16 protein-coding genes are annotated in these 22,147 nt (G+C 67.3%); 6 read left to right on the forward strand and 10 right to left on the reverse strand.

All coding sequences use genetic code 11. The features are described 5' to 3' along the window. Positions 1–353 precede the first annotated feature (353 nt). Positions 354–1,667, forward strand: a complete 1,314-nt coding sequence (locus E4487_RS14540) for an OprO/OprP family phosphate-selective porin (RefSeq protein ID WP_175253719.1) — start codon at positions 354–356, stop codon at positions 1,665–1,667. Positions 1,668–1,793: 126 nt separating this feature from the next. After that, positions 1,794–2,123, forward strand: coding sequence for a DUF2790 domain-containing protein (locus E4487_RS14545; protein WP_134677642.1), 330 nt, complete (start codon positions 1,794–1,796; stop codon positions 2,121–2,123). 98 nt (positions 2,124–2,221) lie between these two features. Here the strand turns inward: E4487_RS14545 and E4487_RS14550 are convergent, their stop codons facing one another. Next, on the reverse strand, positions 2,222–4,240 hold the full coding sequence (locus E4487_RS14550; protein WP_257229433.1) for a protein-disulfide reductase DsbD: 2,019 nt from the start codon (positions 4,238–4,240) through the stop codon (positions 2,222–2,224). A 73-nt stretch (positions 4,241–4,313) separates the two neighbouring features. Continuing rightward, on the reverse strand, positions 4,314–5,357 hold the full coding sequence (locus E4487_RS14555) for a TlpA disulfide reductase family protein (RefSeq protein WP_134677640.1): 1,044 nt from the start codon (positions 5,355–5,357) through the stop codon (positions 4,314–4,316). Positions 5,358–5,631: 274 nt separating this feature from the next. On the opposite strand from E4487_RS14555, the gene E4487_RS14560 reads away from it, so the two are divergent. Beyond that, positions 5,632–7,044, forward strand: coding sequence for a PLP-dependent aminotransferase family protein (locus E4487_RS14560; RefSeq protein ID WP_175253721.1), 1,413 nt, complete (start codon positions 5,632–5,634; stop codon positions 7,042–7,044). A 25-nt stretch (positions 7,045–7,069) separates the two neighbouring features. On the opposite strand, the gene E4487_RS14565 is transcribed toward E4487_RS14560, so the two are convergent. The 5 genes from E4487_RS14565 to E4487_RS14585 form a co-directional block, all read right to left on the reverse strand. Next, positions 7,070–8,383 carry an FAD-binding oxidoreductase gene (locus tag E4487_RS14565; protein ID WP_218952956.1) on the reverse strand — a complete coding sequence of 438 codons (1,314 nt, stop codon included), beginning with the start codon at positions 8,381–8,383 and terminating at the stop codon, positions 7,070–7,072. Between the two features lie 125 nt (positions 8,384–8,508). After that, a complete protein-coding gene (locus E4487_RS14570; protein ID WP_175253722.1) occupies positions 8,509–9,876 on the reverse strand; it encodes a glutamine synthetase family protein in 1,368 nt (455 codons plus the stop codon). Positions 9,877–10,289: 413 nt separating this feature from the next. Continuing rightward, positions 10,290–11,861: a methyl-accepting chemotaxis protein gene (locus E4487_RS14575; RefSeq protein WP_175253723.1), complete on the reverse strand. Its 1,572-nt coding sequence runs from the start codon at positions 11,859–11,861 to the stop codon at positions 10,290–10,292. Between the two features lie 231 nt (positions 11,862–12,092). Beyond that, complete coding sequence (locus E4487_RS14580; protein ID WP_037051202.1) at positions 12,093–13,169, reverse strand: FAD-dependent oxidoreductase; 1,077 nt, start codon at positions 13,167–13,169, stop codon at positions 12,093–12,095. After that, positions 13,166–14,179: an AraC family transcriptional regulator gene (locus tag E4487_RS14585; protein WP_037051199.1), complete on the reverse strand. Its 1,014-nt coding sequence runs from the start codon at positions 14,177–14,179 to the stop codon at positions 13,166–13,168. The genes E4487_RS14580 and E4487_RS14585 overlap by 4 nt, the downstream gene beginning before the upstream one ends. Before the next feature lie 103 nt (positions 14,180–14,282). Here E4487_RS14585 and E4487_RS14590 point away from each other — a divergent pair, with 103 nt between their 5' ends. After that, positions 14,283–15,341: a fatty acid desaturase gene (locus tag E4487_RS14590; RefSeq protein WP_047587179.1), complete on the forward strand. Its 1,059-nt coding sequence runs from the start codon at positions 14,283–14,285 to the stop codon at positions 15,339–15,341. A 181-nt stretch (positions 15,342–15,522) separates the two neighbouring features. Then, the gene (locus tag E4487_RS14595; protein WP_175253724.1) at positions 15,523–18,402 is read left to right on the forward strand and encodes an EAL domain-containing protein; all 2,880 of its coding nucleotides are present in this window, start codon (positions 15,523–15,525) and stop codon (positions 18,400–18,402) included. On the opposite strand, the gene E4487_RS14600 is transcribed toward E4487_RS14595, so the two are convergent. The 3 genes from E4487_RS14600 to rpmB all read right to left on the reverse strand — a co-directional run bounded on the left by E4487_RS14600 (position 18,390) and on the right by rpmB (position 20,223). Continuing rightward, complete coding sequence (locus E4487_RS14600) at positions 18,390–19,604, reverse strand: HDOD domain-containing protein (protein ID WP_175253725.1); 1,215 nt, start codon at positions 19,602–19,604, stop codon at positions 18,390–18,392. The genes E4487_RS14595 and E4487_RS14600 overlap by 13 nt on opposite strands. A 216-nt stretch (positions 19,605–19,820) precedes the next feature. Next, positions 19,821–19,976 carry a 50S ribosomal protein L33 gene (gene rpmG / locus E4487_RS14605; RefSeq protein WP_003457707.1) on the reverse strand — a complete coding sequence of 52 codons (156 nt, stop codon included), beginning with the start codon at positions 19,974–19,976 and terminating at the stop codon, positions 19,821–19,823. Positions 19,977–19,986: 10 nt separating this feature from the next. Further along, positions 19,987–20,223, reverse strand: a complete 237-nt coding sequence (gene rpmB, locus E4487_RS14610; protein ID WP_003242523.1) for a 50S ribosomal protein L28 — start codon at positions 20,221–20,223, stop codon at positions 19,987–19,989. Between the two features lie 344 nt (positions 20,224–20,567). Here rpmB and E4487_RS14615 point away from each other — a divergent pair, with 344 nt between their 5' ends. Next, entirely contained in the window at positions 20,568–22,145 is a 1,578-nt protein-coding gene (locus E4487_RS14615; RefSeq protein ID WP_150607056.1) for an ABC transporter substrate-binding protein, read from the forward strand. Positions 22,146–22,147: the final 2 nt, after the last annotated feature.

Consider the following 22,147-nt stretch of genomic DNA (forward strand, 5'->3'; position numbering starts at 1 on the left):
CCGGACTCGATTCTGCATGTGCGCACTGGCAAGACGTGATGACATGGCCGGCAGCCTACCGAGCACCGCCTTTCGCCAGGCTTGCCGCAAGATTACTTATCTGTAATCCGGGTTCTGCAGCGTCGCTCACGGCGCCAGCGACTGGGTGCCACACGGCCGCTTTCACCTGATCGCCATCGAAGTGAAATCACCCCCCGGCATGCCCGTAAAAGCGCCGGTGCCCAGCATTTCCGGGGTGCGCGCCCGCAACGGGCGAGCGTCATCGAATCGTCACCGAATTGCCCGCCAAGCGTCATCCGCCCCGCAAAGCATCCCGTCGCCAACCCCTGACATTCGGCGACAAGGAGCCATGCATGTTGATCAAACCCACGCCATTTTCCCTCCTCGCACTCGGCATCCTGCTGAGTCTTCCTGCCATCCCGGCACACGCCGGGACGGTCACCACCGACGGCGCCGATATCGTCATCAGGACCAAAGGCGGGCTGGAGGTGGCCACCACCGACAAAGCCTTCAGCTTCAAGCTGGGCGGCCGCTTGCAGGCCGATTATTCGATGTTCGACGGTTACTACACGCGCAATGGCAACTCGGCCGATGCGGGCTATTTCCGACGCGCCTACCTGGAACTGGGCGGCACCGCCTACAGGGACTGGAAGTACCAGATCAACTATGACCTGTCGCGCAACACCGGCAACGACAGTGCCGGTTACTTCGACGAGGCCAGCGTCACCTATACAGGCTTCAGCCCGCTGTACATCAAGGCCGGTCGCTTCTACACCGACTTCGGCCTGGAGAAGGCCACCAGCTCGAAATGGACGACCGCGCTGGAACGCAACCTGTCCTACGAGCTGGCCGACTGGATAAACGACAACTCCGGCCTGGGACTACAGGCGACCCGCGTCATCGCCGGTTCCGCATACCTTTCCGGCAGCGTCTTCAGCGAGAACAACAACGACAGCGATGGTGACAGCGTCAAACGCTACAACGCCCGCGCGGTGTTCGCGCCCCTCAACCAACCCGGCAATGTCCTGCATGTCGGCCTGCAGTACGCCTATCGCGACCTCGGCGGCAGCGCCGTGGACACACGCATTCGTCCACGCGCGGGAATGCGCGGTGTCAGCACCAACGGCGGCAGCAGCGCCGGTGACAACGGCAACCGCGTGGTCTTCGGTGGCGCCACTGCCAGCGCCGATCTCTGGGACGACGACGCGGTATGGGGCGTGGAGGGTGCCTGGGCCCTGGATGCCTTCTCGGTCCAGGGCGAGTATCTGCGCCGCACCCTCAAGGCCGACCAGGCGAGCAACGACGTCGAAGCGGACGGCTACTACGTCCAGGTCGCCTACACCCTCACCGGCGAGCCGCGTCTCTACCGACTCGATGGCGCCAGGTTCGACACCATCAAGGCGGACGACAAGGCACTGGGGGCCTGGGAGCTGTTCTACCGTTTCGACTCGATCAGGGTGGAGGATGACAACATCACCAGCAGCACGACCACACGCCAGGTCGGTGACGCTCGCGCCAGGACCCATACACTTGGCGTCAACTGGTATGCCAACGAGGCCGTGAAGATCAGCGCCAACTACGTCACGGCGAGTACCGACAACGCCAGCAACACGGTCGGCGATGACACCGGCGATGGCGTCGTCATGCGCCTGCAGTACGTCTTCTGAGTGTGCCGCCGGCAGGTGCCAAGCCCCTGCCGGCGTCGGCTTTCGCGATTGTAATCCTGGCGCAATGCCTGGGTAAGCGACGGGGCGCTAGTGTCCGGCTCGACACCATCAGCCACAGGCCCAGCCATGAAAATCCTCAACCACCTCTTGCCTCTCGCCCTTCTGCTGGTCGCCAGCAACGCCCTTGCGCAGTCCTTTCCAAAGGACAAGGTCAGGCAGATCGAACAGAACAGCATCGAAGTCGCCCAGCGATACGCCGAGCGCACGGGCAAGCCGATGCCGCAAATCCAGGACTACCGCTACAGCATGAAACTGGACATCGCCAAGGTCGTTTACCAGAGCCCGAGAATCGAATACTGCGGAGTCATCCCACAGATCATGGTCTTCGAAGACAGCAACGAAGAACTGCGCAGTATCCGCTACCGCAGCCTGGGCGAATGCCGCAGCCAGCGCTGAAACGCCACCGGCGCATGCCCGTGCCCAAGATCACGGCTCCTGATGATCGGCCGGACGCATCGCGCAGCGCACTGCCGACGCGCTCCTGGCCAGGTCGCTCAAGGCTCCGTCATGGGACGGTCGTTGGCGGCCAGTTCGCTCAGCAGCCCCGGGCCAAGAACCTGGGGCAACACCTCTGGCGCCGCCTGGCCTGGCACGTACCACAGGTACAGCGGCACACCCGAGCGGCCGTGTTTTTCGAGAAAGGCGGTAATCGTGGCGTCACCGCGCGTCCAGTCACCGCGCATCACCTGCACGCCATGTGCGTCGAAAGCGCGCTGCGTTTGCGGGCGGTTGATCGCGACCTGCTCGTTGACCTTGCAGGTCACGCACCAGTCCGCCGTGAAGTACACGAAGACGGCATGCTCGCCCTGGCGCAGGCTGCTCAGGCGCGCCTCGTCGAAAGGCTGGTAGGCCTGTGCTGCGCGCTGGGCCTGAGGGCTGCTGTCCTGACTCAGACCGATGCTCAGCGCCAGGACGGCCGCCAGCACCGCAGGTATCCAGCTGTTTGACTTGAACGCCCGCTGGCGCAGGCCCGCGACCCACAGACCGAGCCCCAGCAGCAGCGTGCAGCCGATCACCGTGATCAGGGCATTGCTGCCGACCTGCTGAGCGAGTACCCAGAGCAACGCCAGCGCCGTGAGGAACATGGGAACGGCCAGGACGTGGCGCAGGGTTTCCATCCAGGGGCCGGGCCGCGGCAGACGCTGACGCAGCGCCGGCACGAAGCCCAGCAGCAGGAACGGCAGGGCGATCCCCAGGCCCAGACCGGCGAACACCAGCATGGCCGCCCCGCTGGGCAGCACCAGTGCCGCGCCCAGCGCAGCCGCCATGAACGGCCCCGTACAGGGCGTGGCGACGAAGGCCGCCAGCGCGCCGGTCCAGAATGCGCCGGCATGGCCTTCACGGTTGACCAGAGCACTGCCCACATTGATCGACGAGAGTTCGAACAGCCCGGCGAAGTTGAGTGCGATGGCCGTGCTCAGCAACAGCAGCACCAGAACCACGCGCGGGTCCTGAAGCTGGAAGGCCCAGCCGAGTTGCGAGCCACCAGAGCGCAGCGCGAGCAACAGCGCACCCAGCAGGACACAGACCGCCACCACCCCGGCCGTGTACGCCAGCGCCTCGCGCCGGGCGGCCCCGTCACTGCCGTTGGCTCGTGCGATGCTCAATGCCTTGAGGCTGAGGATGGGGAATACGCAGGGCATCAGGTTGAGCAGCAGGCCGCCAAGCAGCGCACCGGCCAGCGCAACCAGGGTCATCACCAGCGTATTGCCGGGCTGAACCTCGCTGCGGCTGACCTTCACGTCCAGGCCCAGGCCATTGCCCAGCGACAGCAGGGCATCGAAGTGCTCTGGCACCTGCTGGCCCGGCCGGGTTTCGATGATCAGGTGATCGTCGCTGCGCTCCACCCGTTGCTCGGCTGCGTTGTCGAGTGCGCCTGGGGTGGCCGAGAACAGGTGAGGCGCGTCGATTGCCATGCCCGCAGGCAGCGGAATGCTGACACGCACGAGCCCCTCCGCGACAGCGAACCGGGCGGAGCTGCCGAGCGGCCTGGGCAAGGCCTGACGCCAGTTGGCGAAGGTATCGCTCAGCGCCGGGTCGTTGCGGCCGTCACCGACCGTCAGGCGCGTCTCCAGGCTCGCCTGTTCCGGCACGCACGCGTCGTATCGGCAGGCCAGGTACTTCATATCCAGGCGAATCGCCAACGACTCACCGCTGGCCAGGCCGTCCGCGACATGCAGCGGTATCAGCACGGCATAGGGGTGCTCGTAGACATGGTTCATCAGGCCATCGATCAGCAACGTCTGCGGCACCGGATAGACCGGCTCGCCGACGCTGACGCCCTCGGGCAGATACCAGGTCAGCTGCGGCGCCAGGCCGACATCGCCGGGCTGCTTCCAGTAGCCATGCCAGTCGGCCTGGGGATCCATGACCAGCGCCAGTGTCGTCTGCCCGCCTGCCGCAGGCGTCGGACTCTCGGCCAGCAGCGACGAGGTGATGAGCACCTCACCACGTCCCGGCAAGTTCTGGGCCCAGGCAAGCGGGGCCATGAGGGCACCGAACAGCAGTGCCATGATTAACCGTCGAAGCATGATGACCTTGAGAGCGGAGGGCTGGATGGCGGCGGGCACCCCGCCGCCAGGGAGATCAACGGGCGCTGATGCTGTCGAGCGCTTCGGCCAGGTGCGTATCCTGCGGCTTCAGCACCTGGGCCACACGCCCCTGCGCATCGAGCAGCACGACACTGGGGATGTCGCGCACACCGAAGGCACGGAACAGTGCGTCGCCCTCGTCCAGCGCCAGGGGCAGCTGCGTGTTGGTGCTGGCCTTGTAGTCCTGCAGGTCCTGCTTCGACGTCCAGAGCCCGGACGAGATGCCGAACCATTCCACGCCACTCTGCGCCGCCAGGCGGTCGACATCCTGGCGTACCCGCAGGCACGCCTGGGAGGTCTGCGGCCGGCTCTCGGCCAGGTAGGACTCGCACCAGGGCGCGAAGAACACCAGTGCCCGCGGCTTGCCGCTGGCCTGGCCGAGAGAGACGGCAGCGCCTTCGAGCATCGCCAGTTGCACACCCTCGACCTGATCACCGACGTTGAAGCGACGGCCGGCGTCGGCCTGCTCGTTCGGCGATGCCGCCACCGTCGCGGTGCCCGCATCCAGCACCCGCTGCAAGGCCGCGTGCAGCTGCGCATCGTCCAGGTGGCCGACATGCGCGATCCGTCCGTCCCGACCGATCAGCACGTGCTGCGGCGTGACCCGCAGGTTGAACGCGGCGGCCAGGCTGCCGTCATCGACGACGATGGGCATGCTCAGGCCCAGCGCCTGCCGGTAGGCACGGACCGATTCGATGTCGTCACTGAAGCCGGTGTTCACCGCGATGACCTGGATATCGTCACCCAGGGTCTGCTGCACCTCTTCGAAGCCGGGCATCTGCTGCCGGCAAGGCACGCACCAGGTGGCCCAGAACTTGAGGTAGACCGGCTTCTTGCCGTAGAGCTGCGCCAGGTCGATGCGCTCACCATCGATGGTCTGCAGGACTGCCGCCGGCGCCGGCTTGCCGATCAGCTCGGCCCCTGCATGCTGCGCACGTCGCTCGCCTTCATCGATGCTTTCTTCCGCGTGAACACCCTGACAGGCAACGGCGAACAGCGCCACGCCAGCCAGGTATTTGAGTCGAGTTGCAAGTGTCATCAGGGGCACCGTGGATCTCCTTAAAGTCTGAACCGAGTAATGCGATGGCGTGATCCTCACCTGCTGACGGTGCAAAAAAAAGAGCCAAGAATTACCTTTTCGGCTGTACCATCACCGGGCAAGCCAACGCCAACCCGGCCCATCCGCTCCCAGCACCGGACAGGGCCACCGCGCTTGCGTACAGCCGGGCTGGATGGTCGATCGCCCATGGACATTCCTTCCACGCCTTGCCCCTGCACCGACCTGCTGACGCCCTCGATCGAGGGGGTGCCGGGTGGATAACGTGCGCATCGAGCTCAACCGCCACGCCGGCCAGTCGCTGATCGAACAGATACGCCTCAGCATTGGCAGCGCCATCCGCGAAGGGCAGCTGTATGCCGGCGCCCGCATGCCCTCCTGGCGCGACCTGGCAGCGCAACTGGGGGTGGCGCGCGGCACCGTGCGGGCGGCCTACGAGCGCCTGATCGACGAGCAGTTGCTGGTCGCACGCGGAGCGGCAGGCACCTATGTCTGCGAGCACCCGCCGAGCAGCCGAACGCTCGTTGCCCCAGCAACGCCGCGAGGTCCGTTGCCGGCGTTCCTCATGCATCCGTTCGGTCATCCACCGCTGCCCTTCCAGGTGGGGGTTCCGGCGCAAGATGCCTTTCCCTATACCCAGTGGAGTCGCGCCAGCATCAGCGCCGCACGGCACGCGGCGCACAGCCCGACCAACTACCCCGATCCCCGTGGCGAGCAGGCCCTGCGCACGGAAATCGCCGCCTACCTGGCGGTCGCTCGCGGCCTGGTCTGTTCGCCTGAACAGATCCTGGTGACCAGTGGCCATGCCGGGGCCATGGGCCTGGCACTGCTCGGACTGCCGTTGCGCAACCGGCAAGCCTGGTTCGAGGAACCGGGCTACCCACTGGCGCGTCTCGCGCTGTCGACGACGGGTGTGCAGGTGGTGCCCGTCGACGTCGACGAGCAGGGTCTGGTCGTCGAGCAGGGGATTGCCAGGGCGCCCCTGGCAGCCCTGGCCGTGGTGACGGCTGGGCAGCAGGCCCCCCTGGGCATGACCCTGTCGCTGGCGCGACGCCATGCGTTGCTGGAATGGGCATCGCGCAGCGACAGCTGGATCATCGAGGACGACTACCTCAGCGAGCTGCAACTGGCGGGCAAGGCCGCTCCGGCACTGGCCTCGCTGGACCATGCCGGGCGCGTGATCCACATCGGCACCTTCAGCAAGACGATCAGCCCGGCACTGCGCCTGGGCTTCATGGTCGTACCACCGGCCCTGGTCAACCACTTCATGGATAGCGCCGCCGTGCTGGCACCGGCACCGGCCATGGCCACGCAGATGACCATCACGGCATTCATGAAGGGCGGACACTACCTGCGTCACCTGCGACGCATGAAGCGCCTGTACGCCTCCCGCCTGGGACTGCTGCGCGCGGCGCTGGGTCAGGAACATGCCCAGGACGCCATGGCCGGGCTGGCGCTGTTGCTGCCGCTCGACAACGGCGAGGATGATCAGCGGATCGCCCGCCTGGCCCTGACCCAGGGCATGGCGCCAGCGCCCCTGAGCGTCTGGTACGCCAAGGCCGAAGGCGCCAGGTCCGGGCTGCTGCTGGGCATTCCCAACATCCTGGAGTCCGACGTCGAACGGGCCTGCCAGCAGTTGTTGCGCCTCATCGGCGCTGTTCGCCGCTGAATGGCACCTAGGACTCTGGCCGCCCTCAGCGCAGCTTCTCCAGCATCTGGTAGTACCACATGCCGGCCGCCAGCATCGGGTTGCCGAGCTGGTCACCCAGCGGCACCTTGATGTGCTTGCAGGCGGCGAAAGTGTCGTACTGCTCCAGGTCGCCGGTAATCGCCTTGGCCATGATCTCGCCCATGATGTGGGTGGTCGCCACGCCGTGACCGGAGTAGCCCTGGCAGTACCAGACATTGGACGACAGCTTGCCCAGCTGCGGGATGCGGTTCATCACGATGCCCATGGCGCAGCTCCACTGGAAGTCGATCTGCACGCCCTTGAGTTGCGGGAAGGTGCGCTCGATGCACGGGCGCAGTTCCCCGGCGATGTCCCGTGAATCACGCCCGGAATAGTTGGCACCACCGCCAAACAGCAGGCGGCCGTCGCCGGTCAGGCGGTAGTAGTCGAGCACGAAACGGCAGTCGTAGACCGCCAGGTCCTGCGGGTTGATCTCTTTCGCCAGCTCGCCCAGCGGCGCGGTGGTGACGATGCCACCCATGGCCGGGAAGATCATGCCCTTGAGCTTGCGCCGCTCCAGCTTGTGGTAGACGTCGCCAGCCAGCAGCACCTGCTTGGCTTCGATGCGCCCGCCCGTGGTGACCACCGCCGGACGCGGGCCATGGACGATATCCAGCACTTCGGAATGCTCGAAGATCAGCGCGCCCAGGCTCGCCGCCGCCTGCGCTTCGCCGAGGCACAGGTTGAGCGGGTGCAGGTGCATGTTGCGGGTGTTCTTGATCGCCCCGCAGTACAGGTCGCTGCCCAGCTGGGCACGCACCTCGGCGCCGTCGAGCAGGCTCACCTCGCCGGCCATGCCGCGCCGCAGCGCCTCGTCGTAGGAGGCCCTGAGCTCGTCCATGTGGCTGGGCTTCATCGCCGCGTGCAGATGGCCGTGCTTGAGGTCGCAGGCGATGCCGTACCTGGCCACACGGCTCTTGATGATCTCGTGGCCACGCCAGCGCAGGTGCCAGATGAAGTCGTCGACCTCGCTGCCGAGGCTGTTGCGCATCTGCTTGCGCATGGCTTCGTCGCCGGACAGGCTGCCGGTGACCTGGCCACCGTTGCGTCCGCTGGCCCCCCAGCCGACCTTGTTGGTTTCCACCACGGCGACCTTGAGGCCGCGCTCGGCCAGCTCCACGGCCGTGGCGATGCCGGTGAAGCCACCGCCGATGATGGCCACGTCCACGCTCACGCTGCCCTGCAGCGTCGGGTAGTCGGACTCGAAGTTGAGCGACGCCGAGTAGTAGGAAGGCGCCCGCTCGGCGGCGGGTTTGACGGCTTGGTTGATCGCGTTCATTGCATATCCTTGGGGTGCGTTGGCACCGGTGAATCTGTGATCGCGGCTGAAGCGGAATGCCGCCCGGCCGCGCCTACATGGGATGCACACTTCGTAGGAGCGGCTGCAGCCGCGATGCTGTTCAGTCAGGCGTTGCTCAGGTACCAGCGCCAGTCCTGCTCGCCGACCTCGCCCATGAACTGGCGATACTCGGCGCGCTTGACCGCCAGGAACACCTTGAGGAAGTCGCCACCGAAGGCGTCGCGGGCCCAGCTCGACTGCTCCAGCGCCTGGATCGCCGCCGACCATTGGCTCGGCAGGCGCTCCTTGGCCTGGGCATAGCCGTTGCCCTCGATCGGTGCCCCAGGGTCGAGGCGGTCGCGGATGCCGCGCTGGATACCGGCGAGAATCGCCGCTGCCGCGAGGTAGGGGTTGGCGTCGGCGCCGCAGATGCGGTGCTCGACGTGTCGGGTCCTGGCCGGGCCGCCCGGCACGCGCAGGCTCACGGTACGGTTATCCACACCCCAGGTCGGCGCCAGCGGCGCGTAGCTGTTGGCCTGGAAACGTCGGTAGGAGTTGGCGTTGGGGCAGAACAGCAGCAACGAGTCGTGCAGGCTGGCGAGCATGCCGCCGACCGCCTGACGCAACAGCGGCGTACCGGCCGGATCTTCGCTGGCGAACAGATTGTCACCCGCCGGGTCGGCCAGGCTGACGTGCATGTGCATGCCGGTGCCGGCGATCTCGGCGAACGGCTTGGCCATGAAGCAGGCCTGCATGCCGTGGGCATGCGCCACCCCCTTGACCAGGCGCTTGTAGCGCACCGCCTGGTCCATCGCCGCCAGTACCGGACCGTGCTCCAGGGTGATCTCGACCTGGCCGGGGGCGTACTCGGAAATCGCCGTGCGTGCCGGAATCCCCTGGGCCTTGCAGGCGGCGTAAAGGTCGCGGAGGAACGGCTCGATCTGCTCCAGTTCGCGCAGGCCGTAGACCTGGGTCTGTCGCGGACGGCCACCGTCGGCATCCAGCGCCGGCTGCGGGCGCCCTTGCGCGTCGCGCTTCTGGTCGAGCAGGTAGAACTCCAGCTCGCAGGCCATCACCGGGTGATAGCCGTCGGCTTCGAGCTGCTCGATCACCCGCACCAGCAACTGGCGCGGGTCGGCGGGGGTTGCCGGCAGGCCTTCGCTGGGGTGCATGGAAACCTGTACCGCAGCAGTGGGAATCTGCCGCCAGGGCAGGCGCACCAGGCTACCGGGCAACGGGTAGGCGCGGCAGTCGATATCGCCGACATCCCAGACCAGGCCGGAGTCCTCGACATCCTCGCCGAGGATGGACAGGCCCAGCATGGTGCTCGGCAACGGCCGGCCACTCTCATACAGCGCCAGCAGTTCCTCGCGATGCAGCAGCTTGCCGCGCGGCACGCCGTTGGCGTCGAGGATGAACAGCTCGATCAGTTCGATGTCGGGGTTGTCGGTCAGGAAAGCCTGGGCTTCCTGCACAGCAGCGAAAGTCGTCATATCGCACTCGCTTGCGCCAGTCAGGCGCTCGGTGTCCGCACGGCCCGTTCGATTCTCGAACAGGTTGCACAGGCAGACAATTGGGCATCAGCGGCTGCGGGCATGGCGCAGCCATCGGAATTCAGCGGGTGGGGACGGCGTCCGGTGGGCGCGCGTGGCGGCAGTGCCACAGCGCCCAGAAGGCGAGGATGATCGTCAGCAGCGGGTTGAGCCGCTCCAACAGGCGCCGCCGCGCAGGCGCGCGGTACAGCGGAACATGGACTTGGCAGGCCGGGGAGATCATGGCTTGGCAGCGTCGCACAGGGTTTGACGTGCGTTAAATCGGGTTTTTCATACGCTTGGTTGTGCGCCGGCTAAACAATCAGGCAGGCATTTTCCTGCCGGCAGTGCCGCCGACGGGGCGCGCGGCGCCCCTATGGCTCGGGTCGATAACCCAGACGCAGGCCACCCCAATGCCGGCCCTGCACCATGATCGGCACCGACAGGTCGTGCATCAGTTCGCCGGTATCGCGCATGTAGGTCTGCAACAGCAGGGTCTGCTTGTGGCTGCCGCAACGGATACCGGTGCGGTCGTTGAACAGGCGCTTGCCACGGCTGCGGGTCGCATCCACCGCCGGGTCGCCGCTGGGCGGATGGTTGAACGCGGCGTTGTGGGTGGGCACGTAGCCTTCCGGCGTGGTGGAGATGGCAAAGACCAGCCCCTCGTGGCGTTCGAGCAAGGGTTCCTGCAGGGCCGGCAGCACCTGGTCGGCGTACTGGTCGAAGCGCGTGCGGTACTTCTGCGGCTGGGTACCGGCAATCGGCTGGTAGCGGCGATCGAACAGGTCGTCGAGGCCGATACGCCCGGCCTGCAGGTCCTGCTCGAACTGCGCGGCGATGGCAGCCGCGCCTTCGCGCGCCAGGTCATAGGCCCGCTGGTGATAGTCGTCCAGGCCCACCTCGGCGAGCTGCTCGCTGACCGTCTCGGCCTGGCCGACCAACTGTTCGGCGGCATCGGCCAGTTGCCGCGTCTGTCCCTCGCTGCCCTGCACGTCATTCTGCAGCTGCAACGCGGCGGCCGACAGGCTGGCCAGGCGCTGGTGATTGTCGGCGGTGCCGGCGCTGATCCGCGCCACCTGCTGCTCGACCTCCTCGGCCTGGTCGGCGATGCCGTGCAACCGACTGCCGGCGGTCTCGATCTGCTGCGCCGCCTGCTCCAGCTCGACGCTCTGGCGCTGGATGTGCTCGACCACTGCCGTGCTCTGCTGGCGGATGTCGGCGACCATCTGGCTGACTTCCTCGGTGGCGCTGGCGGTGCGCGCCGCCAGGTTGCGCACCTCATCGGCGACCACGGCGAAACCACGGCCCATCTCACCGGCGCGGGCCGCCTCGATGGCGGCGTTGAGCGCCAGCAGGTTGGTCTGGCTGGCGATGGACTGGATCACCTGGGTGACCTGCTCGATCTGTTCGGTGCGGCTGCCGAGGCCGTCGATCAGCTCGCGGCTGGCCAGGGTCTGGGCACTGAGTTGCTGCATGCGGCCGATGGCCTGGTTGAGTTCGGCCTGGCCATCGGCACTGGCCTCACGCACATGCCGGGCCGCCGTCAGGGTCTGCTCGGCACGTGCCGCGCTGTCCTGCTCGGTAAGGGTAATGGCCTCGGCGGCCTGGCTGACCTGCTGCACCGCCGCCAGCTGCGATTGCAGGCGTTCGGCCAGGTGCTTGACCGCGTGAGCGACCCTGGCTGCGGACAGCGCGTTGTGACAGGTGTGGCGCGACAGCCCGCGGCTCAGCTCGACGAAGTCACCGGCCGGGGCCTTGCGCACCACGGCGGCGGGTTCGTCGCGGCGCTGCCAGGGCCCCAGCCAGGGCCACAGCGCCAGCAGCAGGAAGGACGGCACGCTGACATAAGCGGGCAGTTGCACCTGCTGATAGACCAGCATCAGGCCCGCAAGCCCGATGGCGTGCAGCAGACAGGCGACAGGTGTGCGGATGAAAGCAGCTTGCATGACCGACCTCAGAGTTCTTGTTCTGGTGCGCGGCGAGGCGCTGTAGGCGGACGAAGTCACGGCGGGTTCTCTCCTGGAATATCCCACGCAACCTGGGCAGCAGGCTACGAGGAAGGCAGGCCCGTCGACAAATCAGACGATGCAGACCGGGCACGATGACCGAATTCGAGCAGGTTGGCAGCGCCAGCACCATCGCACTTTGGTAGCACCATGCCATGAATTTAGCCTGCCCTACCCCACGACGCGATGGCGCTGGACGAAACGCCGGTCGAGCCAGTCCTTGCAACGTCCGTAGAGCTGCCCACCCGCACTCCAGTCGTGCCAGCCGAGCAGCGCGCCGCCATCGCCCGTGGCGAGCAGTGCCAGGCTCTGCCACTGCGCCCGGTACTGGCGCAGGGGCCGCCCCTGCAAGGCCGCCTGCAGGTTGGCAGCCAGCACGGGCGCCTGGCGCACCGCGAAACGCCCGCTGCGGCGCATGCCGTCGAGGCTGGCGCTGTCGCCGACGGCGAACACCTGCGCGTGCGACTCGCACTGCAGGGTCGGCCGGATGGCGATGAAGCCGGCGCTGTCCGTGGCCAGCTGGCTGGCCGTCAGCCAGGGCCAGGGCCGCGCGCCACTGGCCAGCAACAGGCGGCGCCCGCGCCACACGGGCTCGTCGCCACTGAGCAGCCAGTCGTCCTCGATGCGCCCGATCGGACAGTGCTCACGCACCTGCACGCCACGCTGACGCAGATGGCCCAGGGCACGCAGGCGCAGCCCCGGCGACAGCCCGTCGAGCAGCGCGCCGCCGCAGAACAGCGCCAGCGCCGGCACCTTGTCGGCCAGCGCCAGGGACAGCTCCACGCCGCCCGCGCCGCCGCCGAGGATCGCCATGCGCCTGGGCTCGGCCTGCCATTGTTGCCAGCCCACCAGCAGCCGCTCGATGGGCCGCGCGGCCAGCACCTGCATGGCGTCGCCCTGCTGCGGTGGTATGGCCATGCCGGCACCGACGTTGAGTGACAGCCATTCACCCTGCAGGTCACGGCCATCGGTGAGGCGCAGGCAGCGGCTGTCGGCGTCGAGCGAGGCGATCTCGCCCTCGATCAGCTCGACCTTGGCCGCCCGGCACAGCGGTTGCAGCTCCACCCGGCAGTCGGCGGCGCTGAAACGGCCGCTGATCAGCCCCGGCAACATGCCGGCGTACCAGGCCTCGGGGCCGGGGCTGAGCAGGCCGATCCGCCCTGGCGGGCGTTCCACCATGGCCCAACGGCGCAACACACCAAGGTGGGCGTGACCGGCTCCGGCCAATATCAGGTCGTACTGGGTCATGCTTTTTTCAATCCATCGCGGTACTGGCTCGGGGTCTGCCCGGTCCAGCGTTTGAAGGCTCGGCCGAAGCTGCTGCTGTCACTGAAGCCGAGCAGATAGGCAATCTCGCTGATCGAACAGCGCGGGTCACGCATGTGCTGCAGCGCCAGGGCCTGGCGCGTGTCACCGAGCAGCGCCTCGTAGCTGGTGCCCTCCTCGGCCAGGTGGCGCTGCAGGCTGCGCAGGCTCAGGTGCAGGGCCTGGGCGATGCGTTCGGCCGACGGCTCGCCATCTGGCAACTGCGCCTGCAGGAAGTTGCGTACCCGCTCGCTGCAACTGGCCGCCTGCAGTTGTTCCAGGCTGCGCCTGAGCACGGCTTCGTTGTGCTCGGCCAGCTCCGGGTTGCCATCGTCGAGGCGTTGCTCGAAGGCGTCCCGCGGAAAGCGCAGCAGGCTTTCCTCGGCCTCGAACTGCACGGGAGCGCGAAACACCGCCTGCCACGGCTCGGGGTCGAGCGGACGCGGGCGCTGCAGCTGCACCAGCAGCGGGGCGAAGTCGCGGCTCAGGCGATTGCGGCAACTGCGCACGTAGATCGCGGCGAAGGCGTCCAGCGCCTCCGCTGCCGGCGTCGGGCTGCCGGGCGGGACACGGAAACGAAACTCGTAGGCATCGTCCACCTGGCGCAGCTCCAGCTGCAGGGCATCGCTGACCACCCGGTGATAGCGCACGATGCGCTCGAACATCTCGCGCAGGCTGCTGCTGGCGATCAGCGCATAACCCAGGGCATGGAAGGTGGTCGGGCTGACGAACTGCGAGGTCTTCAGGCCCAGCGCCGGATCACCGCTGGCCGCCACCGCCAGTTGCCACAGACGGGTGGTCACCGACAGCGGGCAACGCGCGTTGGGGTCGTCCAGCAGCGCAGGGTCGAGCCCGGCCTCGCGGCACAGCGCGCTGCTGTCCAGGCCAAGGGCATCGAGCTGCTTGCGCAGGGCGCGGGTCCAGCTGGCCAGGGTGGAGGGTTCGGCGGTCATGCAGATTGGCGTATCCGGTAGGCAGGTTGGCGTGCTCGGTCGGGCGCTCTGACGACCGTCACGGCACAGTGAAGTCACAGCCCAATAACAAGAGGATGTCGGCATGTCCCCCTCCCCCGCAAGCCTTAATGATCAGCAACGCGCCGCGCATATCCGCGAGCAGGTGATGGCCCACGGCAACGCACTGCGCCAGCGCTACCCGATCCTGCAGCATCAGGACGCGCTCGGCGCCGCTATTCTCGCCTTCGCCCTGCTCGGCATGCTCGGCTCGGCGGCCCTGTACATCGGTGGCCAGCTGCCCTGGTGGGGGTGCCTGCTGCTCAACGCCTTCTTCGCCTCGCTGACCCACGAGCTGGAGCACGACCTGATCCACTCGATGTACTTCCGCAAGCGCCCCGTGCCGCACAACCTGATGATGGCGCTGGTCTGGCTGGCCCGGCCGAGCACCATCAACCCCTGGGTGCGCCGGCACCTGCACCTGAACCATCACAAGGTGTCCGGCAGCGAGGCGGATACCGAGGAACGCGCCATCACCAACGGCGAACCCTGGGGCATCGCCCGCCTGCTGATGGTCGGCGACAACATGATGAGCTCGCTGATCCGCTGGCTGCGGGCGAAGAATCCGGCGCACCGCCGGCTGATCCTCAGCCGCACGCTGAAGGTCTACGCGCCGCTGGGCCTGCTCAACTGGGCGACCTGGTACCTGTTCCTCGGCTTCCACCTGCTCGACTGGGCCAGCGCCGCCCTCGGCGCCCCCATTGCCTGGTCGGCCACGACCCTGGCGACCATGCAGGTGGTGAACGTCGCCGTGGTGGTACTGGTCGGCCCCAACGTGCTGCGCACCTTCTGCCTGCACTTCGTCAGCTCCAACATGCACTACTACGGCGATGTCGAACCGGGCAACGTGATCCAGCAGACGCAGGTGCTCAACCCCTGGTGGCTGTGGCCGTTGCAGGCATTCTGCTTCAACTTCGGCAGCAGCCATGCGATCCACCACTTCGTGGTCAAGGAGCCCTTCTACATCCGCCAGCTCAGCGTGCCCTTCGCCCACAGGGTGATGCGCGAGATGGGCGTGCGCTTCAACGACTTCGGCACGTTCGCCCGCGCCAATCGCTGGACCCGCCGCGACCAGGCGCAAGCGCAACGCACGCAGGCCGCCTGATTCTCATGCGCGGCGCCCTGTGCGCCGCGACGGGCGGGGGAGTTCTTCCTGGCGGATGAGACTCGCCCCGCAATCATCATCCCGACAGTCGGCTAGAATCCCTCTGCGCCTGATCGTTACCGCACGACAGAACAACGTCCACCGGACTCCGGCGCCCTCGCAGTAGCCATGAGGCGCCCGGATGCTCCGCCCACTTCGTTCATTGATGACCCTGCTCTGCCTGGTCTGCGTCCTGCCGGTCTGGGCGGGCGGTGCGTTGCCGCTGCTCAAGCTCGAGGCGGGCGACCTGGACGAGCCGGTCAGCATCGAACGCAGCCTGCTGCTCGAGGACCCCGGCGCCCAGCTGACCGCAAGCGAGGTGCTGCAACGCATCGCCAGCCAGGGCCGCGAGGTCGAGGGCACACCGCGTATCGGCTACAGCCGCAGCGCCTGGTGGCTCGCCACGCAGGTGCAGGCTCCGGCGGCGGAGCGCCTGCAACTGATAATCGGACAAACCTTCCTCGACGACCTGGAAATCTGGCTGTACGACGGAGAACGGCCACTGGGGCCGCTCTACAGTGGCTCGAGCCGGGCATTCGGCGAACGTGGCGAACCCTATCCGCATTTCCTGCTCAACCTGCCGCGCCTGGACGCCGGTGTGCACACCCTGCTGCTGCGCGTGCAGAGCCATTCGGCGATCAACCTGCCGCTGCAGCTGGTCGGTGCCGCACAGGGGCAACAGCTGATCGCCCACAGCTGGCTGCGCAGCGGCCTGCTGATCGGCGCGCTGCTGGCCCTGGCGCTGTTCTACCTGATCCGCTACAGCACGCTGCGCGAGTGGCCGCTGGCCTGTTTCGGCCTGACCGCGCTGAGTACCGCGCTGTACAACGCCAGTATCTACAACCTCGCCGGGCTGCTCTGGCCGCAGTGGCCGATGCTGCCCAAGCTGCTGGTCAACCTGCCCACCGCCGGCATGATGATCTTCAGCTCGCTGTTCATCGCCAGCGCTCTCGGCCTGCGCCTGAAGCGCCTGCGCTGGCTGCGCGACGCGCTGTTCGCCGCCAGCCTGCTGGTCAGCGTCGGCAGCCTGCTGGTGGATCATCCGCGCGCCTATGAGGTGCTGAACCTGCTGATCCTGGCCACCGGCCTGTACCAGTTGCTGCTCCTGATCATCGGCGTCCGCCAGCGCCGCCCTTACGCGCCCGGCTACCTGTTGTGCTGGAGTGCGGCCCTGATCCTGATGCTACTGGTGCCGCTGGGCCGCGCCGGGCTGGTCCCGCTGCCGGCGGGCTTCTACGCCATGTACGCCTACCTGCCGGCCCTGAGCATGCTGCTGTTCGGCGCCCTGCTGGACAAACAGCTGGAGCGCGTACGCCGCGTGCTGCTGAGCAGCCAGGCCCAGGCCATCGACAACCTGGAGCAGTACCAGGCGCTGTTCCGCCACAGCGGCGAAGGCATCTTCCGCTGCCGCCGCGACGGCAGGCTGCTGGAAGCCAATCCGAGCCTGGCCCGCCTGCTGGGCCGCGAGGCACTGCCGGCCAACCTCGACGCACTCGCCCTGCCGAGCCTGGTGGGCGAGACGCAGTGGCACGAGCTGCTCTCGCAGCTGGACGCGCGAAGCGGCACCGCCAGCTGCGAATGCCAGCTGTACGACCTCGAACAGCGCCCACGCTGGGTGTACCTGTCGCTGCACCTGCGTCCGCATCAGGACTGCATCGAGGGCATCGTGGTCGACCTCAGCGAGCGCCGTGCGCTGGAAGAGCGCCTGCAGCAACTGGCCGCACATGACGCGCTGACCGGCCTGCTCAACCGCCGCGAACTGGAGCGGCTGCTCGCGGAAACCCTCGGTGGCACCGCCAAGCGCCGCTTCAGTCACCTGCTGTTGCTGGGGCTGGACCGCTTCAAGCAGGTCAACGACCTCTGCGGCCATTCCGCCGGCGATCAGTTGCTCAGGCAGCTCGCCAGCCAACTGCTGCATCAGCTGCCACGGCATGCCGAGCTGGCCCGCGTTGGCGGCGACGAGTTCGCCGTCCTGCTGCGCGAGGTGGACGACGAAGCCGCGCTGGAGCAAGCCGAACAGTTGCGCCGCGGCGTCGAGCAGTTCGTCTTCACCTGGCAGGGACGGCCATTCCGCCTGCACGCCAGCATCGGCATGCTGGCACTCGGCTCCGGGGTGAGCGACTGGGAGACGGCGCTGAACTGGGCCACCAGCGCCAGCCAGCTGGCCAAGCACCAGGGGCGTAACCGCGTGCAGCAGTTCAACCCGGCCGATGGCGCCCTGCTCGAACACCAGCGCCAGCTGCAGTGGATAACCCGCCTGCGCGAGGCCACCGAGCGCGGTCATTTCGAGCTGTTCTTCCAGCCGGTCCAGGCGCTGCAGCAGGCCTCCAGCGGCCTGCACTACGAAGTGCTGCTGCGCTACCGCGACCCGCACAACGGCGACTGGATCAGCCCCGCGCAGTTTCTCGACGCCGCGGCGCGCTATGACTTCCTCGGCGCCATCGATCGCTGGGTGATCCAGCACCTGTGCGCCTGGCTGGCAGCCAATCCACGCCATCTGGCGCAGCTGGCCCAGGTCAACGTCAACCTCAGTGCCAGTTCACTGCTCGACAGCGGCTTCCACCGCCTGCTGCAGGACGAGCTGCAGCGCCACGGCCTGCCGCCCAGCAAGCTGTGCATCGAAGTCACGGAAATGGTCGCCCTGGGTGAACTGGGCGTTTCCGCGCAGTGGATCGAACAGCTGCGCGGCAAGGGTCTGAAGGTCGCCCTGGACGATTTCGGCAGCGGCTTCGCCTCCTACGCTTACCTGCGCCACCTGCCGCTGGACATCCTCAAGATCGACGGCAGCTTCATCAGCGGGATCGAGCGCGACCCGATCAACCAGGCCATGGTCGGCTCGATGCGCCAGATCGCCGGCCAGCTCGGCCTGCTCACCGTCGCCGAGTTCGTCGAGACCCAGGCCAGCCTGGACTGCCTGCGCCGCCTCGGCATCGACTACGCACAGGGCTATTTCGTCGGCCGCCCGCAGCCGCTGCGCCTGCTGGCCGACGATGTCCGCCACCACGACACTCAGGACGCCTGATAGAGCTCCACCGGCACCTGTTCCAGCAACGCCACATTCAGGCGCAGCATGCGCACGCAACGGGCCTCGGCCAGGCTGGCCGGCAGGGCGTTGGTCGGCAGTGCCAGCAGCAGGCCGCTGAGGTTGAGCACCAGCGCCTCGCGGGAGAACACGCCGCTGCCCAGGCCATAGAACGCCGCGATCAGCTCGCGCAGGCCGAACGGCAGGCGCCAGCGGATACGCAGGGCGGAGCCGAAACTCGCCGCACGGCGCTGCATGGCATCGTCGATCTGCGCATTGCTCAGCTCGCCACCAGCCTCCTGCCAGTCCTGCAGGCTGCGCAGCAGCGCCAGCTCACCGAGGTTGTGCAGCAGGCCCGCCGTGTAGCACAGCTCGGCGTCCAGCTTCAGCTCGGTCGCCAGCCAGCGCGCCAGCTCGGCGCTGCGCCTGGCCCGTTGCCAGGCCTGCGCGGCCAGTTCGGCCAGGCGCGCATCGCGCAGCTGGGCATTGCGCTGCAGCGCCAGTCCCAGCACGAGGTTGAGCGTGCGCGCCACGCCCAGGCGTTGCAGCGCCTGCGCCAGGGTGTGGCAGGGCATGCCCTGGTGCTGCGCCGCCGTGCTGGCGGCAGCGATCAGCAGAGCGGTGATCTGCGGATCGGCGCCGAACACCGCCGCCAGCTCGCCCAGGTCCTGCTCACCCGCCTGCAGGCCCTGGCTGACGGCATTGCGCACATCGCTGAGCAACGGCGCCCCCTGGCCCTCCTCGCGCACCGTGTCGAGAAAGTCCCGCAGCTCGCTGAGCAGCAGCGGCTGCCGCGACTGCGGCTCGCCGCTGGCGACCGGCAACAACCCGCGCAGGCGCTGGCGCAGGCTTTCGGCATTGAAGGGCTTGGCCAGGTAGGCACTGGGCGCCAGCGGGCGCGCGGCGCGCACGCTGCTGGCATCGAGACGACCGCTGATCAGGACGAAGGGCAGTGCCGGCGTACGCGGATGGCGCCGCAGCTGACGCAGCAGCTCGACACCATCGAGCCCGGGCAATTCGCCGTCGGCGATCACCAGATCGGGCAGCCGCCGCTTGCAGCGGGCCAGAGCGGTCTGGCCGTCGCTGACCTGCAGCACGCGCGCATCGCCCCGGACATCGAGCACCAGTTGCTGCAGCAGGTTGGAAGTCCAGGGGTCGGCCTCGGCGATTAGAACTTCCACGGGATGTGCTGAGGCGGTCATGCGACTCTCTGGACGGGAACGAAGGGAGGTTGCCGGGCCGGAGAAAGCTGCACGATGCGTCAGTTTCAGGCCAGAGGCCGCAGTCTAAACCGCCACCTGGGCTGTCGTCAGCCGGCACGGGCCGGCACCCGCCGGGAATGCCTGAGACGTATTGCCGCACGCAGAAACGAAAAAGCCCGCCGGAAGGGCGGGCTTTTTCGACGGAAGGCCGATCAATTACTTGATCTTGGCTTCCTTGTAGATCACGTGCTTGCGTACGACCGGATCGAATTTCTTGATTTCGATCTTGTCGGGGGTGGTGCGCTTGTTCTTGTCGGTGGTGTAGAAGTGGCCGGTACCGGCGCTGGACACCAAACGGATCAGTTCACGCATGACTCTCTCCTTAAACCTTTTCGCCGCGAGCGCGCAGCTCAGCCAGCACTACGTCGATGCCACGCTTGTCGATGACACGCATGCCCTTGGCAGATACGCGCAGACGCACGAAGCGCTTCTCGGACTCGACCCAGAAGCGATGGTGCTGCAGGTTCGGCAGGAAACGACGACGGGTTTTGTTGTTTGCGTGGGAAATGTTGTTCCCGGTTACCGGACCCTTACCGGTAACTTGACAGACTCTCGACATGCCTCAGCCCTCTAAAACCACATGCCCAACCCGGCATGGGTTGGCCGCTTAAACTCAATGTCATTGGCGCTCAGCGCCGCGTTTCTCGAGGGTCTTACCGGGCGCACTGAATAGCGCAAGAACCGGGCCCCTAGAAAAGAGCGCTGCTTTATACCAGAAAGCCCTGGGGGCAACAAGGGAAAGCGCAGGATAAAAAGTCAGGGCGCACCCTCGAACGGCCCTGGGGCCGAGCCTTCGGGGGCATTATCCACATTTGACCGCTCGTCGCCTCGCCGAGGTATTCAGCACCCGGCAAATCGACTAGGGTTGCAAGCTTGTCATCCACGCCAGGAATGGAGCCAACCATGCGCCTGCTGCTCGCCACTCTGCTGTGCACCCCGATCCTTGCCCAGGCCGCGACCCTCAGCGTGTGCACCGAAGCCAGCCCGGAAGGTTTCGACGTGGTGCAGTACAACTCGCTGACCACCACCAATGCGTCGGCCGACATGCTGATGAATCGCCTGGTGGAGTTCGACGCCGTGCAGGGCAAGCTGCTGCCGAGCCTGGCGCGCAGCTGGTCGATCTCGGCGGACGGCCTGGTCTACGACTTCCAGTTGCGCGATGACGTGCATTTTCACCACAGCGCCGCCTTCACTCCCAGCCGCAACCTCGATGCCCGGGACGTGGTGTTCAGCTTCCAGCGCATGCTCGACGACCAGCATCCCTGGCACGCGGTCGCCGTCAGCGGCTATCCGCATGCGCAATCGATGCAGTGGCCGAGCCTGATCGCCAGGGTCGAGGCGCCGGACGCACACAGCGTGCGCATCACCCTGAGCCGCCGCGACGCCACCTTCCTGGCCACCCTGAGCATGGGCTTCGCCTCCATCTACCCGGCGGAATATGCCGAGCAACTGCTGGCGGCGGGCACACCGGAGAAGCTCAACAGCGCGCCCATCGGCACCGGCCCCTTCGTCTTCGAACGCTTCCAGAAGGACGCCGCCGTGCGCTACCGCGCCAACCCGGAATATTTTGCCGGCAAGCCCGCCATGGACCGGGTGATCTTCGCCATCACCCCGGACAGCAACGTGCGCCTGCAGAAGCTGCGCCGCGGCGAATGCCAGATCGCCCTGTCGCCGAAGCCGCAGGACGTCCAGGCCATCGCCGGCGACGCCAAGCTCAAGAGTGCCCAGACCGCCGCCTTCATGACCGCCTTCGTCGGTATCAACAGCCAGCACCCGCCGCTGGACAAGCCGCAGGTCCGCCAGGCGATCAACCTGGCGTTCGACAAGGCCAGCTACGTCAAGGCCGTGTTCGAAGGCAGCGCCGAGCCGGCCAACGGCCCCTACCCGCCGAACACCTGGAGCTACGCCCGCGAGCTGCCCGGCTACGCCCATGAGCCGGAGCGCGCCCGCGCCCTGCTGGCCGAAGCCGGCCTGGCGAACGGCTTCAAGACCACCATCTGGACCCGCCCCAGCGGCAGCCTGCTCAACCCCAACCCCAGCCTCGGCGCCCAGCTATTGCAGGCGGATCTGGCCAAGGTCGGCATCGACGCCGAGATTCGCGTGATCGAATGGGGCGAGCTGATCCGCCGCGCCAAGGCCGGCGAACACGACCTGCTGTTCATGGGCTGGGCCGGCGACAACGGCGATCCGGACAACTTCCTCACCCCGCAATTCGCCTGCGCCTCGGTCGAGTCCGGCCTCAACTTCGCGCGCTACTGCGACAAGGACCTGGACCAGCTGATCGCCGACGGCAAGACCCACAGCGACCAGGCCGAACGCAGTCGCCTCTATCACCAGGCGCAGGCGATCATCCAGCAGCAGGCGCTGTGGCTGCCGCTGGCCCACCCCACGGCCTTCGCCCTGCTCGACGCCAAGGTCGAGGGCTACCGGGTCAGCCCGTTCGGTCGGCAGGACTTCGCCAGGGTCAGCCTGGCCCGCTGACC

This window comes from Pseudomonas sp. BMW13 (assembly GCF_013357275.1).
GTDB lineage: Bacteria > Pseudomonadota > Gammaproteobacteria > Pseudomonadales > Pseudomonadaceae > Aquipseudomonas > Aquipseudomonas khazarica.

Bases quoted from the DNA above. Each gene is read 5' to 3' on its own strand.
- E4487_RS14540 (WP_175253719.1), top strand. From the start codon at position 354: ATGTTGATCAAACCCACGCCATTTTCCCTCCTCGCACTCGGCATCCTG.
- E4487_RS14545 (WP_134677642.1), top strand. From the start codon at position 1,794: ATGAAAATCCTCAACCACCTCTTGCCTCTCGCCCTTCTGCTGGTCGCC.
- E4487_RS14550 (WP_257229433.1), bottom strand. From the start codon at position 4,240: ATGGCACTGCTGTTCGGTGCCCTCATGGCCCCGCTTGCCTGGGCCCAG.
- E4487_RS14555 (WP_134677640.1), bottom strand. From the start codon at position 5,357: ATGACACTTGCAACTCGACTCAAATACCTGGCTGGCGTGGCGCTGTTC.
- E4487_RS14565 (WP_218952956.1), bottom strand. From the start codon at position 8,383: ATGAACGCGATCAACCAAGCCGTCAAACCCGCCGCCGAGCGGGCGCCT.
- E4487_RS14570 (WP_175253722.1), bottom strand. From the start codon at position 9,876: ATGACGACTTTCGCTGCTGTGCAGGAAGCCCAGGCTTTCCTGACCGAC.
- E4487_RS14575 (WP_175253723.1), bottom strand. From the start codon at position 11,861: ATGCAAGCTGCTTTCATCCGCACACCTGTCGCCTGTCTGCTGCACGCC.
- E4487_RS14580 (WP_037051202.1), bottom strand. From the start codon at position 13,169: ATGACCCAGTACGACCTGATATTGGCCGGAGCCGGTCACGCCCACCTT.
- E4487_RS14585 (WP_037051199.1), bottom strand. From the start codon at position 14,179: ATGACCGCCGAACCCTCCACCCTGGCCAGCTGGACCCGCGCCCTGCGC.
- E4487_RS14590 (WP_047587179.1), top strand. From the start codon at position 14,283: ATGTCCCCCTCCCCCGCAAGCCTTAATGATCAGCAACGCGCCGCGCAT.
- E4487_RS14595 (WP_175253724.1), top strand. From the start codon at position 15,523: ATGCTCCGCCCACTTCGTTCATTGATGACCCTGCTCTGCCTGGTCTGC.
- E4487_RS14600 (WP_175253725.1), bottom strand. From the start codon at position 19,604: ATGACCGCCTCAGCACATCCCGTGGAAGTTCTAATCGCCGAGGCCGAC.
- rpmG (WP_003457707.1), bottom strand. From the start codon at position 19,976: ATGCGTGAACTGATCCGTTTGGTGTCCAGCGCCGGTACCGGCCACTTC.
- rpmB (WP_003242523.1), bottom strand. From the start codon at position 20,223: ATGTCGAGAGTCTGTCAAGTTACCGGTAAGGGTCCGGTAACCGGGAAC.
- E4487_RS14615 (WP_150607056.1), top strand. From the start codon at position 20,568: ATGCGCCTGCTGCTCGCCACTCTGCTGTGCACCCCGATCCTTGCCCAG.